The following is a 15,696-nucleotide window of genomic DNA, read 5'->3' as shown; positions in this document are numbered from 1 at the left end:
GGTGACAGCACCAAAGACACTCGACGCCCCCCACGAAACACCCCGGCTCTTCGGTGCCGCCTACCGCATCGCCACGTTCGGCATCCTGCTCGTCGTCACGCTCATCGCCTTCGAGGGCATGTCGGTCGGCGTCGTCATGCCGGACGTCGCCCGCGACCTGGACGCCCTCAACCTCTACGGATTGAGCTTCTCCGCCTTCCTGGTCTCCAGCCTGTTCGCGAACGTGGTGGCCGGGCTCTTCTCGGACCGGCGCGGGTTCGCGGTGCCGTTCGTGGCGGGGCTGGCGCTGTTCGTGACCGGCATGGCGCTGGCCGGGGCGGCGCAGTCGGCGATGATGTTCCTCGCGGCGCGGGCCGTGCAGGGGCTCGGGGGCGGGGCGTCGTTCGTGGCGCTGTTCGTGATGATCGCCCGGGTGTACCCGGCGGACCTGCGGCCGAAGGCGTTCGCCGCGGTCTCGGCCGCCTGGGTGGTGCCGTCCATGGTCGGCCCCGCGATCGCCGGGTCGGTCGCCGGCCAATGGGGCTGGCGGTACGTCTTCTACGGCATCGTCCCGCTGGTCGTGCCCGCGTTGCTGATGCTGCTGCCTTCGCTCAAGCGCTCGTCCGGCACCGGTGAGGAGGCCGCGGCCGGTCCCCGCTCGCGGCCGCTCGCCATGACGCTGGCCGCCGCCGCCACTGCGGGCGGCGCGGGCGTCCTGCTGCACGGCGTGGACCGCCTGCACCTGACGCCCGTCGCCGGCGTCGCCGAGACCGTCGCCGGGCTCGCGTTCCTGCTCTACGGCCTGTACCGGCTGCTGCCCCCGGGCGCGCTCCGCCTGGCCCGCGGGCTGCCCACGACCGTGCTCATGCGCGGCTTCCTGTCGGCCTCCTTCTTCGGCGTGAACTCCTTCATCCCGCTCGCGCTGCAGGAGGTGAAGGGGTTCGGGGTGCGGGAGGCCGGGATCGCGCTGACGACCGGCGCGCTGGGCTGGTCGGCGGGATCGTACCTGCAGAGCCGCCGGACGGGGGAGCCGCACCTGCGGCTCAGGTTCGCCGCGGCCTGCGTCACCGTGGCCGTCCTGCTGGCGCTGCTCGCCGTGCTGCCCGGGGTGACGGGCTGGGTCATGGTGCCGGCCTGGATCGTGGCCGGGCTCGGCATGGGGGTCGGCATGGCGACCGTCAGCGTGACCGCGCTCAAGCAGTCGCCGGTCAACGAGCAGGGGGCCAACTCGGCGGCGCTGACCGTCACCGACATGCTCGGCTCGGCGCTGTCCATCGGCGTGGGCGGCGCGCTGGTCAACCTCATCGGGCACTCCCCGGCGCAGATCGCCACCGGGTTCGTCGTCATCTGCCTCCTCATGGCGGTCATCGGGGCGAGCGGCACGGCGCTCGCCGGTCGCACCCGCTGAATTCCGTCCCTCCTGTCACAGCGGTCACAGATCGCCTGATGCCCGTCGCGATGAGTGATAGGACAGCGGGCGAGGAGGTGTCATGGAGGGTGATCACCGGGTCTGGCCGCCCAGCCCGCCGGGGGCCAGGCATCGCCGCAGTCCTCCGCCGGCCCAGGAGGAGCGCGCGTCCGAGCCCGCAGATCCCCGGCGGCCGCACCCGCTCGACCTGGACACGGAGGAGACCGTGGACCTCGGCGAGCCCTGGAACCCGCGCATCCGCCGCACCGCCCCGCGCGAGGCCCGGCCCCGGTCGGGGCGGGCGCCGTACGCGGACGCCGTGCCCCGCCGGCCGATCCCCGACGACGACGAGGACGAGGCCGCACCCCCCGACCCCGGGCCCCCCGTTCCCGGGCCCCCCGACCCCGGGCCGCTGGACCGGCTCGGGCAGCGGCGCGGGCTGGAGCGGGACTCCGCCCGCAGCCTGCGACGCCCCTACGACCGCGGCCTCGGCCGCGACGCCACCCCGCCCCCGGACGCCGACCCCGACGCTTTCCCCGCCCCCGCCCCCGCCCCCGGATCTGGCGCCTTCGCCGGCCCGGACGCCTTTCCCGGCCCCGCCCTGGACGCCGGATCCGGCTTCTTCGACGACGAGCCGTCCTCGTTCCCCGTCTCGGTGTCCGCCCCGTCCCCGTTCCCGCCCATGCCGCGCCCCGCGTCCAGGGACGGGGCGAGGGACGCGCTCCCGCCCTCCGCCCGCCTCTACGGCACCCCCGCCGCCCCGGGCAGACGCCCGGCCGCCCCGGGCGGCCTGCGGCGCTGGGCGATCGTCCTGGCGGCGCTCCTGGCCGGCGGCGGGCTCGTCGCGGGCGCCGCCGCCGTGGCGCTGCGGCTCACCGCGCCCGACCCCGGCCCGGGACGGCTGAGCGACGCCCTGGCCGGGGTGGCGGCGACCCTCCCGCAGGGCTGGCACGTGGCGCCCATGCCGCCCGTCACCGGTTTCACCTCCGTGGCCAGGGACGACGCCGGCAGCCTGGTGATGGCCCGCCCGGTGCCCGGCCCCGTCGCGGACGCGAGAAAGGCCACCGCCGAGGCCGCCGAGCTGTACTCCCGGCTGCTGCTCAAGGGCGACCGGGTCGCGGTCGTCGAGGACCGGCAGATCCCCGGCGGCCACACCCGCGCGCTGCGGGCGGAGTACCGCGACGTGGTCAACCGGCCGGCGTTCCTGAGAGTGATGCTGCTCACGCGCGGCGAACGGGCCGTGCTCCTGCTCGGGCTGCTGCAACCCGAGGAGAACGCCCGCAGACAGGCGCTCGACACGGTGATGACGAGCCTCCGATAAGCCGCATAGCACGTGAGGACGACCTTGGCCAGAATCCACGGCTCACGGCACGTCTTGTCGGTGGGCCCGATTACTCTTGGGTCACTGTGAGAGAGCGAAGCACACGAACCCCAGAGGTGATGCGGTGAGCACCTTCGCCGCGTCCCACCTGTCGCCTTCCTACCCGGACCGGGCCGCGTGGGGCACCGCTCCCAAGCTGCGCGCCTGGCAGCAGGAGGCGTTCGACCTCTACTTCAGGCGCGAGCCGCGTGACTTCCTCACCGTCGCGACGCCGGGCGCCGGCAAGACGACCTACGCCCTGCGCATCGCCAGCGAGCTGCTGGCCCGCGGGGTGATCAGGGCCGTCACCGTCGTCACCCCGACCGAGCACCTCAAGCGCCAGTGGGCCGACGCCGCCGGGCGGGTCGGCATCGGCATCGACCCCGAGTTCAAGAACAGCCAGGGCACCACCTCGCGCGACTACACCGGCGTGGCGGTGACGTACGCGCAGGTCGCCATGCACCCGGCGCTGCACCGGGCGCGCACCGAGGCGCGCAAGACGCTGGTCATCTTCGACGAGATCCACCACGCCGGCGACGCCAAGTCCTGGGGCGACGGCGTGCGCGAGGCGTTCGAGCCGGCGGCCCGGCGCCTCCAGCTCACCGGCACCCCGTTCCGCTCCGACGACAACCCGATCCCGTTCGTGGGCTACGAGGAGGACGCCGAGGGCTTCAAGCGCAGCGTCGCCGACTACTCCTACGGCTACGGCCCGGCCCTCGACGACGGCGTGGTGCGCCCGGTCATCTTCCTCGCCTACTCCGGCGAGATGAAGTGGCGCACCCGGGCCGGCGACGAGCTGGCCGCCACCCTCGGCACCCCGCTCACCAAGGACCAGCTCTCCCAGGCGTGGCGGGCCGCGCTCGACCCCAAGGGCGACTGGATCCGCCAGGTCATGCAGGCCGCCGACCGACGCCTCACCGAGGTGCGCAGGGGCGTGCCCGACGCGGGCGGCCTGGTCATCGCCACCGACCACGAGACCGCCCGCGCCTACGCCCGCCACCTGCGCAACATCACGGGCGAGGGCGCCACGGTGGTCCTGTCCGACGACCCGGGCGCGTCGAAGAAGATCAAGCAGTTCGCGGCGTCGCACGACCGCTGGCTGGTCGCCGTCCGCATGGTCTCGGAGGGCGTCGACATCCCGCGCCTGTGCGTCGGCGTCTACGCCACCTCCACCTCCACGCCGCTGTTCTTCGCCCAGGCCGTCGGCCGGTTCGTGCGGGCCCGCAAGCGCGGCGAGACGGCCTCGGTCTTCCTCCCCTCGGTGCCCATGCTCATGGGGCTGGCCAACGAGATGGAGGTCGAGCGCGACCACGTGCTCAACAAGCGGCCGCCGGAGGACGGGCTCGACGACACCCTGCTGGAGCAGGCCAACCGCAAGAAGGACAACCCCGACGTCCTGGGCGACGAGCTGCCGTTCGAGACCATGGAGACCTCGGCCACCTTCGACCGGGTGCTCTTCGACGGCGGCGAGTTCGGCACCGGCGCCGAGATCGGCTCCGCCGAGGAGGAGGACTTCCTCGGCCTGCCCGGCCTGCTGGAGCCCGACCAGGTCGCCACGCTGCTCCGCAAGCGGCAGTCCGACCAGCAGGCCGCCAAGCGCAAGCAGGCGACGGCCGAGCCGCAGCAGACGCTCGCCCCGCACGAGCAGATCGCCGAGCTGCGGCGCGAGCTCAACGGCCTGGTCGGCGCCTGGAACCACCGCACGGGGCAGCCGCACGGCGTCATCCACGCCGAGCTGCGCCGCGTCTGCGGCGGTCCGCCGATCGCGCAGGCGACGGCCGAGCAGATCCAGGAACGCATCGCCATGATCCGCCGCTGGGCCACCCAACGCCGCTGACCCCGCGTCCTCACGTCACCGCTGCCCATCTCGCGCCGCCTGCGGGTAGCGGGGTCAGCCGGCGGGGCCCAGGCTCTTGACCAGGATGCGGCAGATCTCCGGCCGTGACTCGCGCTTGCCGTCGGGGTGGTAGACGGTCTCGGTCGTCGCCAGCTCGCCGTGGGCCCACTCCGCATAGCCCAGGCGCCGGTAGAGGTGGTGGGCCCGGTCGTTGCCGAGGTTCACGCCCAGCGCCACCCGCCGGTGCCCCAGGGCGCGCAGCCGGTCCTCGGCCGCCCGCACCAGGCGGGTGCCGATGCCCTGGTCACGGCGTTCCGGGACGACCTCCAGGTGGGTGAGCAGCGGCACGCGCGGCAGGAGCTCGCGCAGCCTGGCCTCCTCGGCCGGGGCCAGCCAGAGGTAGACGTTCCCGACCACCCGGCCGTCCTGCCAGGCCACCAGCAGGCGGCCGTGACCCTCGGCCTGGCGGGCGAGGCGGTCGGCGAAATACGCCTCCTGCCGCAGCGCTTCGGTGATCGCCGGGAGATCGGCGTGATCCGCCTCGCGGATGTCCAGTGACCCCACGGACAGCAGATTTCCCGTATGGGCCTTTCGTGAATCATTGACCACTTACAGGCGGCAACTGTACTCAAGAGATTTTGCTCCGCTTCTGGTAAGCCATCGCACTGCTTGTCGCGGATCGTGCAGTCCTTTCCGGGCTCCCGCGAGATGCCGCCTCCAGGTGTCGCGATCCTTCGCCCACGCTTTGACGTAAGCGACGCAGAACTCCGGTTCGATGCGGAGCAACCGGCCCAGGGCGCCTTTCAGCGATTCCTCCATGGCCCGGCGATCGGCTCCCGGCTTCAGCGCTCCGCCGCGTACGCGGGCGAGCACGTCCTCGATGAAAGCCCTGCGCTTGCCGAGGAACTCGCGCCAGTGATCGGCGTCGGCCGCGGCCTGCCAGTCCTTGGGCCGGTCCTCGTCGAGGAGCCAGTAGATGCCCTCGGCCAGCACGTCGCCGAGCTCCTGGTCGCGGGCCCGGGAGGGGCGGTCGTAGGGGTTGTAGGGCCGCTGCCGCACCTCGCCCGCCAGCGCGGGCCTGCGCAGGGCCTTGTCGTCCAGCAGGTAGAACCAGTCCTCGTTGTAGATGTTGGGGAAGAACGACGGATCCCGCCTGGTCTCCACCGCCAGGGCGCCGCCGCCGACGAACGTGTCCTGCCGCCCGCCCGCCTCCCGGTGCGCGTGGCAGACCACCGAGTTGTCGGGGAACCCGCCGATGCGCATGCCGACGGCGTCGAAGAGGTCGAGCAGCGACGCGGCCCGCCGGATCTCCTCCGGCCTGGTGACCTCGATGTCGTCGTCCAGGAACATGATCCGCCGCCAGCCCATGAGGCGGGCGAGCAGCAGGCCCAGGTTCCGCTTGGGGGCGAGGTCCGTGCGCCGCTGGAACAGCGTCCCCTCCAGCAGGCGGGTGGTCTCGAAGCGGGGCAGGTTGAGGTGCTCGACGTCGCCGATCTCGATCGCCAGGTAGCGCGTGCCCGCCGGCATCACCGTGCCGGCCGTCGGCAGGACGCTCCACCTGCCGCTGTGCAGGGTGACGACGGGGCAGCCGAGCGCGCCCGCCAGCGCGCCCGCGTGCGCCAGCCAGCGCGGATGGCGGACGGTGGGCACCACGAGCGCGTCCACCCGCCCGGGTACGGCGGGCTCCAGCCCGACGGCCAGGTGCCGGTGCGAGCCGTGGTGGTGCTGGGCGGGAGTCGCGAGATCAGGGCGCATCGGCGGGCTCCGGCCATTCGTGCAGCCGGAACGCGTCCACCGTCCAGTCCGGGGTCACCACGACGCCGCCGGTGAGGCGCACGCTGGTGAGCACGCTGTAAGCCTTCGCGGCGCCGAATCGCTCGCGGACGAAGGCGGCATTGCGGTCACGGAACCGCTCGTCGGTCAGCGCCCGCACGGCGCCGTACACGCCTCTGGCGTAAATGCCGTTGCAGATGGTGAGCGTACGCCGGTTGTTGTAGGGGTTCGCGCCCCGGTAGAAGAAGGCGACGTCGGCCTGCAGGTGATCGTGCTCGCCCGCGGTGGCGTGATGCCGCCGGCGCACGCCGTTGCTGTCGCTCACCTCGAAGTAGGGCCCTTTCTCGCCGTTCCAGTCGGGCACCTGCTGCACGGGCATCTCGATCTCGTTCAGCATGGCCTTGGTGATCTCGTTGAAGTCCACTCCGCCGAGCAGCACCACGTGGGTGGTGAGGTCGTCGGAGCCGATGTCCTCGGCGGCCCGCAGCGTGACCAGGCTGTTCGGGTTGGCCGCCCGGAGGTGACCGTGCAGCTCGAAGAGCGAGTCGAGGTCGTTGAACCGGTACAGGTCGATGTAGTCGCCGGAGTCGGGGCTGTGGCTGGGCATCTTCTCGCGGTCCTCGGGCGGCACCGTGGAGCAGATGATCGTGATGGGCTCTCCGTCAGCGAAGTGCCACGGCCCGTCGAGGTGCTCGTCCTCGCCGGGCGCGGCCCCGCCTCGCGGGCTCACGCCGCCGCTCTGGACGCGTAACGCCGCGTTGCGGAGCTGCTTGAGCTCGTCCAGCAGCATGCGGTACTGGGCGTGCTCGTCAGCGGTGAGCTGCGGCAGCGGGAGCACGCGGGCCGAGCCGTTGGCGATCGAGCGCCGGGTGGCGAAGAAGGCGGCGTACTTCTCCAGCCTCGCCAGCGGCGGGATCTTGGGCGCGGTGGCGGACTCCCAGGAGGAGATCAAGGGGACGCTGATGCCGAAAGCGTCACGGAGCTGAGCCTGGGTGATCCGCACGTCGGGCCAGCGGCCCTCGCGTAGTTCGCGCAGCCGGCGCGCCAACGCGGATTCGTTCACGGTTCGTCCCGAACTTCAGCGAACTCCACTTAATGCAAAGCGCGCCATGAAGTCGCAGCTCGGCGCGTTAGCCAGACAGTGTAGCCCTGGATTCGCCCCGGACGGACATGCGTACGTGGACCACTTCACGGGAACGTGATGAATGTCAGCGAATTAACTGAACGTCTGAAATTCGCTGAAATTCGCTGAATAAGAGTGGAGGTGTTGCCGCCGTACGGCTGTGACCCCATAGGAGCCGCACCCGAGCAAGAGGCGGCCGCCTCCGAGGACGAGCCCATCATCGACGGAGGCGCCGCGACAAGGCTTCCGACACAGCGCAGGGAACCTCGATGCCCACATTAGTCTTTTACGACATCATCGCAATCGCGCCGCCGCCGACCGAGACGCTCACGCTCCTGATCCTCGGGGGAATGATCACTCTGGTGGTGGCCTCGATCCGCTGGACCGCCCGGCACCGGCGCGTCGTCGTGGTGGTCGGCGGCACGACCGTGCTGACCGTGTTCCTCCTCGTCCTCCTGCTCGCCTACCTCGTCGTCGAGAGAGCACCCGGAGGATGACCCCGCGCGCGCGGCGCATCCAGCTCGGCGCTGCGCGCGTCCGCCCCGCCCGCGCCGGCGGCCGCGTGCGAACCATGCGGATTTGGACACAGAGCAGTGGCCTTCCGTTAGAAGCTCGCGTGCAGCGGCAACAACTCCACTTGGCTCGTCTTGAGATGTCAAAGGACTCCGCCCATGTCATCTGAGGCCTACCGCAAGTCGGCGCTCAGCGTCACTTCAGGCCTCTCCCGTAACGCCGTCATCATCCGGCTCGAAGGCGAGCTCGACGTCAACGCGGTGTCCGTGCTGCGGGAGCACCTGCGGCCGGTGTGGGAGTTGCCGCCGCAGCCGTTCCTCATCCTCGACCTCGGCGAGGTGCAGTTCTGTGACTCCATGGGCATGAACGAGCTCATCGGCGTGATGCAGCGGTGCGAGGCCCGGGGCACGCGGTTGTTGCTCGGCGGGGTGCACGGGGTCATGGCGCGGGTGTTGTCGATCACCGGGCTGCGGCACGCGTTCGAGGTGTTCGCGCAGTTCGACGACGCCTTGCGGCTCACCGTCGCAGCTCCCTGAGCGGCCCTTGCTAGGCGGGCGCCGCGGACGTGGCGGCCAGGGGGATGCGGTGGCCGCTGCGGCCGTCGACCGGGACGCGGCCGGGCATACGGGGCAGCGGCAGCGGCACCGTCACCGCGGCCGTGTGGCCCTTGACGTGCACCGGCAAGGTGAACAGCGTCTGAGGCGCGCCCGGCTGTCGTACGCGGGTCTGCATCGTGCGGGGCGGGCCGCCCGCGGCGGTGCGTTCGGTGTGCAGCCAGAGCAGCAGCCGCCGGCCCTTGGCGCGCATGGCGACCTCGGCCGTGTCGCACTCGTGGCGGCCGGCCGGCCAGGTCAGCACCAGGCTGCGGCCCAGCTTCGCCGAGCGCGGCGTGGGGGCGCGCTCCTGGCAGGCCGCCCGGACGGGCGGCACGTCGTGGGCCACGACCGTGTGGTCGGGCATGACGTGCGGGGTCAGCCGGCCCATCGCGACCGTGCCGCCCTCCAGCAGCAGCAGGGTCACGAGCGCGCCCGCGCGCTCGACGGCGCGGCCCCTGACCAGGAGCCAGAGGCTGAGCGGAGCGAGGAGCAGCCAGGCCGCCCCGAGAGAGAGGGCCAGCATGGGAGACCTTCTGAGTAGGGGATCATGTCACTCTCCGTACTACTCCGGCTCCGGAGAGGCTTCGCCCTCTTGAATATCACATAACCGGTGCGTTGCGCACCGTGTACCGTATGTGATCGAACCAGGATGGTCAGCCGGTGACAGGGGCGCCGGTCAGCGTGACGCCGGCCTGCTTCAGCTCCTCCAGCGCCGCCTGCGTGGTCGCCGGCGCCACCCCTGCCGTGAGGTCGAGGAGCACGCGCACGGCCAGGCCGTGCTTGACCGCGTCGAGCGCGGTGGCGCGCACGCAGTGGTCGGTGGCGATGCCGACGACGTCCACCTCGGTGACGCCGCGCTCGCGCAGCCAGTCGCTCATCGGCGCCCCGTCGCCCGAGGCGCCCTCGAAGCCGCTGTAGGCCGCCGCGTACGCGCCCTTGCTGAAGACCTCCTCGACGGCCGCGACGTCGAGCGAGGGGTGGAAGTCGGCCCCCGGCGTGCCCGCCACGCAGTGGGCGGGCCAGGTGGAGACGTAGTCGGGGGAACCGGAGAAGTGCTCGCCGGGGGAGACGTGGTAGTCGCGGGTGGCCACCACGTGGTCGTAGCCGTGGTCGGCCACATGGTGGGTGATCGCCGCCGCCACCGCCGAGCCGCCGGCCACGGGGAGGCTGCCACCCTCGCAGAAGTCGTTCTGCACATCGACGATGATCAACGCGGTGCCCATAGGAGCACGATACGTCACGCGAACTCGGTCGGGATCGCCGCGTACCCCCTGCCCAGGTGGAGGGCCTCCTGGGGGAGCGTGGCGACCGCCCGCCGGTGCCGCTCGCGCGCCTCGGCCAGCGGCTCGCGCCCGACGACCTTGCCGTCGCGGACCAGGTCGTGCAGGAGCGGGACGCCGCCCTCGGGGGCGAGGCCGCCGGTGGTGATCAGCTCGGTCTCGGCCCGTCCCGACTCGTCGAGCAGCCGGTACGCCTCCTTGCGCCCGCCACGCGACGGCTTGCCCACCGAGCGTTTGGCCACGGCCTCCAGCCTGCCGTTGGCCGTCTCGCGCGCGACCAGCTTGTACACCAGCGCCGCCGTCGGCACGCCCGACCCGGTCACCAGCGAGGTGCCGACGCCGTAGCCGTCCACGGGGGCGGCGGCGAGGGCGGCGATGGCGTACTCGTCCAGGTCGGAGGTGACCAGGATGCGGGTCTTGACCGCGCCGAGCGCGTCGAGCTGCTCGCGCACCTCCTGCGCGGCGGCGGCGAGGTCGCCGGAGTCGATGCGCACCGCGCCCAGCTCGGGCCCGGCCAGCTCGACGGCCGTGCGCACGGCCTCGGCCACGTCGTAGGTGTCGACGAGCAGGGTGGTGGAGGGGCCGAGCGAGGCGATCTGGGCCTTGAACGCGTCGCGCTCGGTGTCGTGCAGCAGGGTGAACGCGTGGGCCGCGGTGCCGGCGGTGGGGACGCCGTAGCGGTGGCCGGCCATGAGGTTGGAGGTGGAGGCGAAGCCGGCGATGTAGGCGGCGCGGGCGGCGGCCACGGCCGCCTCCTCGTGCGTCCGCCGCGAGCCCATCTCGATGAGGGGGCGCTGACCGGCGGCGTTGGTCATGCGGGAGGCGGCCGAGGCGATGGCGCAGTCGTGGTTGAGTATCGACAGGATGACCGTCTCCAGCAGCACGGCCTCGGCGAACGTGCCCTCGACGACCAGGATGGGGGAGGCGGGGAAGTAGAGGTCGCCCTCGCGGTAGCCGCAGATGTTCCCGGAAAACCGGTAATCGGCCAGAAACGCCAGAGTGGCCTCGTCGACGACCCGCTGCTCGCGCAGGAAGGTGAGTTCCTCGTCACCGAAACGGAAGCGTTCGAGCTCGTCCAGGACACGTCCGACGCCCGCGACCACTCCGTACCTGCGTCCGCCCGGCAGGTGCCTGGCGAACACCTCGAAGACCGCGCGCCGGTGCGCCGCACCGCTGCGCAGGGCCGCCTGCAGCATCGTCAGCTCATAGTGATCTGTGAGCAACGCAGTGCTCATGGTCATTGTCACGACTCGAAGACTACGGCCCAGATAGGGCAGACTCGGGGATGTGGGTACCACCGCTCCAATCGCCGTCGAGCGTCCGTCATCGGACGTCCGGCCCGATCTGCCATGGGTAACCATCGTGTGGAACGACCCGGTCAACCTCATGTCGTACGTGACCTACGTCTTCCAAACGGTCTTCGGCTACACGCGTGAGAAGGCCGAGAAGCTCATGCTGGACGTGCACCACAAGGGCAAGGCGGTCGTGTCCAGCGGCACGCGCGAAGAGATGGAACGCGATGTGCAGATTCTCCACTCCTACGGCTTGTGGGCGACGCTCCAGCCGGATTCGGTCAAGTAGGGCGTATGACGCTCTGGAAGCTCCGGAAGAGGTGCGGGTGAGTTCGGGGTTCTCGCCGGGCAAGGGCGGCCACGTGGTCGCGCGCTTCGAGGCCGCGGAGGTCTCGCTGCTGCGCTCGCTGGTGTCGATGATGCTCGGCCTGGTCTCGCCGGGGGAGACCAGCGACGACCCGCTGGAGCGGGCGCTCGGCATCGGCGGGGGCGAGGCGCCGTCCGACCCGGTGCTGGCGCGGCTGTTCCCCTCGGCGTACGAGGACGAGAAGGACGCCTCGGAGTTCCGCCGCTACACCGAGGCCACCCTGCGCGACGGCAAGCGGGCCGACGCCCAGACCGTCTACGACACCGCCGCCTCGGGCCGCTTCGAGCTGACGCCGGAGCAGGCCCAGGCGTGGCTGCGGGCGCTCAACGACCTCCGGCTCACGCTCGGCACCAAGCTGGAGGTGACCGAGGAGGTCCACGACGAGATCGCGATGATGTCCGAGGACGACCCCCGCTACCCGGCCTACGTCACCTACGACTGGCTCACCTACCTCCAGGACAGCCTGGTCCGGGCCCTCTGGTAACTTCCGGGCCATGCTGTCGATCTCGCAGGAACTGGCTGACAAGATCGTCGCCCATGCCCGGGCCGACCACCCCGACGAGGCGTGCGGGGTGATCGCCGGCCGCGACGGCGTGCCCGAGCGGTTCGTCCCGATGGAGAACGCCGAGCGCTCGCCCACCTTCTACCGCTTCGACTCCAAGGAGCAGCTGCGGGTCTGGCGGGAGATGGACGACCGCGACGAGACGCCCGTCGTCATCTACCATTCCCACACCGCGACCGAGGCGTACCCGTCGCGCACCGACATCTCCTACGCCTCCGAGCCGGACGCGCACTACGTCCTGGTGTCCACCCGCGAGGAGGACGAGACGGAGTTCCGCTCCTACCGCATCCTCGATGGGGTGGTAACGGAGGAAGAGGTAGAGTTCCTCCCATGATGGTCCGGCCTGTGCAGAGCTTCCTCTTCGCGCACACTCCGGCCGTCGTCGTCTACGACTGTCGCTGATCCGGAATCCGCTGCCACACCCCGGGCGTTGACGCCCGGTGGGACGACGACCTGACCACCCAAGAGGAGACTGACCGCGATGGCCATCGAGGTTCGCATTCCGACGATTCTCCGCACCTACACCGACGGCGCGAAGGCCGTGGACGCGGAGGGCGCGACTCTCAACGACCTGATCAGCAACCTGGAGTCCAACCACCCCGGGATCAAGGACCGCCTCGTGGACGAGGGCGGCAGCCTGCGCCGCTTCGTCAACGTCTACCTCAACGACGAGGACGTGCGCTTCCTCGGCGGCCTCGGCACCCCGGTGTCCGACGGCGACACGGTGACCGTGCTCCCCGCCGTCGCCGGCGGGTGACATGCGCTTCGAATCGCTGATCGACTCGGTGGGCCGCACGCCGCTCGTCGGCCTGCCGAGGCTGTCGCCGTCCGCCGACGTGCGGCTGTGGGCCAAGCTGGAGGACCGCAACCCGACCGGCTCCATCAAGGACCGTCCCGCGCTCTGGATGGTCGAGCAGGCGGAGAAGGACGGCCTGCTCACGCCCGGCTGCACGATCCTGGAGCCGACCAGCGGCAACACCGGCATCTCGCTCGCCATGTCGGCCAAGCTCAAGGGCTACAAGCTGATCTGCGTCATGCCGGAGAACACCTCCGAGGAACGCCGCCAGCTCCTGCGCATGTGGGGCGCGGAGATCATCTCCTCGCCGGCCGCCGGCGGCTCCAACGAGGCCGTCCGGGTGGCCAAGGAGCTCGCCGCCCAGAACCCGTCGTGGGTGATGCTCTACCAGTACGGCAACCCGGCCAACTGGCGCTCCCACTACGAGACCACCGGCCCCGAGATCTTCGCCGACCTGCCCACCGTCACGCACTTCGTGGCCGGCCTCGGCACCACCGGCACGCTCATGGGCGTGGGCCGCTTCCTGCGCGAGCGGGTGCCCGAGGTGCAGATCGTGGCCGCCGAGCCGCGCTACGGCGAGCTGGTGTACGGCCTGCGCAACGTGGACGAGGGCTTCATCCCCGAGCTCTACGACGAGTCCGTGCTGACCACCCGCTTCTCGGTCGGCTCGGCCGACTCCCTGCGCCGCACCCGCGAGCTGCTGGCCGCCGAGGGCATCTTCGCCGGCGTCTCCACCGGGGCCGCGCTGCACGCGGCGCTCGGGGTGGCGAAGAAGGCGGTCCAGGCCGGCGAGCGCGCCGACGTCGTCTTCGTGGTGGCCGACGGCGGCTGGAAGTACCTGTCCACGGGCGCCTACGAGGGCACCCTGGAGGAGGCGGAGGACCGCCTCGAAGGCCAGCTCTGGGCCTGAGCGCCCGTGACTGAGGGCACGTGACGAGGGGGAGGAGGGCCGCCGCCCTCCTCCCCCTCGCCGGCTCAGTTGAACAGCACCCGCAGCGAGAACGTCGCCTCGGTGTCGGTCACCTTGCCGCTCATGCCCACGGCCTTCAGCACCTGGAGGTTGGCCTTGTCGTCGCCCTGCATGTCGGCGAGGTAGAGGTTCTCCACCTTGTCCAGGTCCACGTAGAGGGCGTAGGCGGCCTCGCCGGCGTCCGGGATCGCCGTCCTGAACGTCTCCGACTCGCCGAGCGTGCCCTCCCCGGCCAGCTTCTTGGCGTAGTCGTCGCTGGTCGCGACCGTGTAGACGCCGTCGCCCGAGACCTTGGCGAGCTGCGGCGCGGGCTGGCCGCTCGCGGTCATCGCCTTCTGCACCTTGTCCAGGACGGCCTGCGCCGCCGCCGGGTCGGTCGCCACGCGGAGGCCGGCCTTGATCTGGTCGGAGTCCAGGCCCTCGGAGTCGACCGCGACCGTGAGGTTCTTGCCGAGCACGGTGGCGAGGTCGCCGGGCAGGTTCAGGCCGTACTGGCTCTTGGCCTGGTCGATGAGCTGCTTGATCTCCGCGGAGCCGCTCGCGCCGGCCTGCTTCTCGATCTCCGCCCACTGCTTGGTGACGACCTGGTCGAGGCCGGAGACCGACAGGGCGCCGGCCGTCGAGGCGGGCAGCGTGCTCAGGTCGGCCTTCGGCAGGTCGCCCTCCGCCATGCCCTTGGCCCCCCGCACGGTGCCGGCGAGCTCGACGTAGGAGCCGTCGAACCGCAGCGCCCCGGCGAAGCGGGCGTCCTTGATCTGCGCCACCGCCGCCTGCTGGTCGGCCGTGATCGCGTTCTTGGCCAGGTCGGCCAGGCCGCCCATGTCGGCCCAGAACGACAGCACGCCCTGCTCGCCGACGGCGTCCATGTCGTCGCCGAACTCGGCGTTGTCGGCCAGGCTGCCGTCGGCGGCGGCGTACTTGTCGGCCAGCGACTGGTTCGGCGTCAGCAGGGCGTAGTCGTCGCGGAAGGCGATGCCGTACTTGTCGCCCTCCATCAGCTTGGCGATGCCGGCCTTGGCCTGCGCCTGGTCCTTGACCTGGACCGCCACCGCGAAGTCGGGCTCCTCCTTGCCGGAGGGGACGGCGGCGAAGCCGATCCTGCTGCCGAGCCAGGGGTCCACGTCCTTGGCGAAGTCGAGCTTGCGGTCGGAGTCCTCGTTCAGCGTGTCGAACAGCGCCTTGCGCGGGTCCTCGCCGGTGAAGGCGTCCTTGGTGACCGTGAACTTCCTCGCGAGCTGGAACAGCGCCAGCTTCTGGTTCGCGGCCGGGTCCAGGTCGAGGCGGGCGTAGGCGATCGCGTTCGCGGGCAGCACCTCGGCCGGCTGCGTGCCGCCGCCGCCCAGCGTGCCGACGGCCCACACCGCGCCGCCGCCGAGCAGCACCACGGCGAGGGCCGCGGCGCCGGCGACGAGCCAGCCCTTGCGGCCCTTCTTCGGGGGCTGCGCGGGCGGCTGCTGCTGCCAGCCGTGCTCCTGCTGCCAGCCCTGCTGCTCCTGCTGCCACCCGGCCTGCTGCCCGTACTGGCCCTGCTGGGCGTACTGGCCCTGCTGCCCGTACTGGTTCTGCTGGGCGTACGGGTCCTGCTGCTGCTGGCCGCCGTACTGGCCCTGCTGGCCGTACTGCGGCTGCTGGCCGTACTGCTGCTGGCCGTAGGGGTCCTGCTGCCAGCCGCCCTGTGGAAGCTGCTGCGTCGGCTGCTGCTGGTAGCCCGGCTGCTGGCCCGGCTGACCGTAGGACTGCTGCGGCGGATACGGCTGTCCCTGGTTCCAGTTGTACGCCTGAGTGCGGTCAGGGTCCTGACCCGCACCGTAGGGGGGATTATTCGCAGACATCACTTCAC

General features: G+C 71.6%; 17 protein-coding genes. 10 read left to right on the top strand and 7 right to left on the bottom strand.

Annotated elements, in window-relative coordinates; translation table 11 throughout:
• The first annotated feature begins 1 nt into the window (after position 1).
• The 3 genes from MF672_RS48825 to MF672_RS48815 all read left to right on the top strand — a co-directional run bounded on the left by MF672_RS48825 (position 2) and on the right by MF672_RS48815 (position 4,584).
• Positions 2-1,387 carry an MFS transporter gene (locus MF672_RS48825; RefSeq protein ID WP_242373166.1) on the top strand — a complete coding sequence of 462 codons (1,386 nt, stop codon included), beginning with the start codon at positions 2-4 and terminating at the stop codon, positions 1,385-1,387.
• A gap of 82 nt (positions 1,388-1,469) precedes the next feature.
• Complete coding sequence (locus MF672_RS48820; protein WP_242373168.1) at positions 1,470-2,708, top strand: hypothetical protein; 1,239 nt, start codon at positions 1,470-1,472, stop codon at positions 2,706-2,708.
• 124 nt (positions 2,709-2,832) lie between these two features.
• On the top strand, positions 2,833-4,584 hold the full coding sequence (locus MF672_RS48815; protein ID WP_242373170.1) for a DEAD/DEAH box helicase: 1,752 nt from the start codon (positions 2,833-2,835) through the stop codon (positions 4,582-4,584).
• Between the two features lie 54 nt (positions 4,585-4,638).
• On the opposite strand, the gene MF672_RS48810 is transcribed toward MF672_RS48815, so the two are convergent.
• Genes MF672_RS48810 through MF672_RS48800 form a run of 3 tightly spaced genes read right to left on the bottom strand, consistent with a single transcriptional unit; the run spans position 4,639 to position 7,420 of the window.
• Positions 4,639-5,148, bottom strand: coding sequence for a GNAT family N-acetyltransferase (locus tag MF672_RS48810; RefSeq protein ID WP_242373172.1), 510 nt, complete (start codon positions 5,146-5,148; stop codon positions 4,639-4,641).
• 45 nt (positions 5,149-5,193) lie between these two features.
• Entirely contained in the window at positions 5,194-6,339 is a 1,146-nt protein-coding gene (locus tag MF672_RS48805) for a hypothetical protein (protein WP_242373174.1), read from the bottom strand.
• Positions 6,329-7,420, bottom strand: coding sequence for a helix-turn-helix domain-containing protein (locus tag MF672_RS48800; RefSeq protein ID WP_242373175.1), 1,092 nt, complete (start codon positions 7,418-7,420; stop codon positions 6,329-6,331). Before MF672_RS48800 ends, MF672_RS48805 begins: the two co-directional genes overlap by 11 nt.
• Positions 7,421-7,830: 410 nt before the next feature.
• Between MF672_RS48800 and MF672_RS48795 the strand changes: the two genes are divergently transcribed.
• Positions 7,831-7,977, top strand: coding sequence for a hypothetical protein (locus MF672_RS48795; RefSeq protein ID WP_247815806.1), 147 nt, complete (start codon positions 7,831-7,833; stop codon positions 7,975-7,977).
• A 174-nt stretch (positions 7,978-8,151) separates the two neighbouring features.
• Positions 8,152-8,529, top strand: a complete 378-nt coding sequence (locus MF672_RS48790) for an STAS domain-containing protein (RefSeq protein WP_242373180.1) — start codon at positions 8,152-8,154, stop codon at positions 8,527-8,529.
• Between the two features lie 10 nt (positions 8,530-8,539).
• On the opposite strand, the gene MF672_RS48785 is transcribed toward MF672_RS48790, so the two are convergent.
• The 3 genes from MF672_RS48785 to MF672_RS48775 all read right to left on the bottom strand — a co-directional run bounded on the left by MF672_RS48785 (position 8,540) and on the right by MF672_RS48775 (position 11,110).
• On the bottom strand, positions 8,540-9,112 hold the full coding sequence (locus tag MF672_RS48785; protein WP_242373182.1) for a hypothetical protein: 573 nt from the start codon (positions 9,110-9,112) through the stop codon (positions 8,540-8,542).
• 130 nt (positions 9,113-9,242) lie between these two features.
• On the bottom strand, positions 9,243-9,812 hold the full coding sequence (locus tag MF672_RS48780) for an isochorismatase family protein (protein ID WP_242373184.1): 570 nt from the start codon (positions 9,810-9,812) through the stop codon (positions 9,243-9,245).
• Positions 9,813-9,826: 14 nt separating this feature from the next.
• Positions 9,827-11,110 (bottom strand): nicotinate phosphoribosyltransferase, encoded by a 1,284-nt coding sequence (locus tag MF672_RS48775; protein ID WP_407654824.1) that lies wholly within the window; start codon positions 11,108-11,110, stop codon positions 9,827-9,829.
• 46 nt (positions 11,111-11,156) lie between these two features.
• Between MF672_RS48775 and clpS the strand changes: the two genes are divergently transcribed.
• From clpS to MF672_RS48750, 5 genes are all read left to right on the top strand, one after another.
• Positions 11,157-11,450 (top strand): ATP-dependent Clp protease adapter ClpS, encoded by a 294-nt coding sequence (clpS, locus tag MF672_RS48770; protein WP_026215058.1) that lies wholly within the window; start codon positions 11,157-11,159, stop codon positions 11,448-11,450.
• Positions 11,451-11,487: 37 nt separating this feature from the next.
• Positions 11,488-12,012 (top strand): DUF2017 domain-containing protein, encoded by a 525-nt coding sequence (locus MF672_RS48765; protein ID WP_242373187.1) that lies wholly within the window; start codon positions 11,488-11,490, stop codon positions 12,010-12,012.
• A 10-nt stretch (positions 12,013-12,022) separates the two neighbouring features.
• Positions 12,023-12,424 (top strand): M67 family metallopeptidase, encoded by a 402-nt coding sequence (locus tag MF672_RS48760; protein WP_242373189.1) that lies wholly within the window; start codon positions 12,023-12,025, stop codon positions 12,422-12,424.
• A gap of 147 nt (positions 12,425-12,571) precedes the next feature.
• Positions 12,572-12,847 carry a MoaD/ThiS family protein gene (locus MF672_RS48755; RefSeq protein ID WP_242373191.1) on the top strand — a complete coding sequence of 92 codons (276 nt, stop codon included), beginning with the start codon at positions 12,572-12,574 and terminating at the stop codon, positions 12,845-12,847.
• Position 12,848: 1 nt separating this feature from the next.
• Positions 12,849-13,796 carry a PLP-dependent cysteine synthase family protein gene (locus tag MF672_RS48750; protein ID WP_242373193.1) on the top strand — a complete coding sequence of 316 codons (948 nt, stop codon included), beginning with the start codon at positions 12,849-12,851 and terminating at the stop codon, positions 13,794-13,796.
• A 65-nt stretch (positions 13,797-13,861) separates the two neighbouring features.
• On the opposite strand, the gene MF672_RS48745 is transcribed toward MF672_RS48750, so the two are convergent.
• Positions 13,862-15,688 (bottom strand): DUF3352 domain-containing protein, encoded by a 1,827-nt coding sequence (locus tag MF672_RS48745; RefSeq protein WP_242373309.1) that lies wholly within the window; start codon positions 15,686-15,688, stop codon positions 13,862-13,864.
• Positions 15,689-15,696: the final 8 nt, after the last annotated feature.

It is taken from the genome of Actinomadura luzonensis (genome assembly GCF_022664455.2).
Taxonomy (GTDB): Bacteria; Actinomycetota; Actinomycetes; order Streptosporangiales; family Streptosporangiaceae; genus Nonomuraea; species Nonomuraea luzonensis.
Note: the sequence above shows the minus strand (reverse complement) of the source record. Positions and strands in the feature narration are given on the sequence as shown.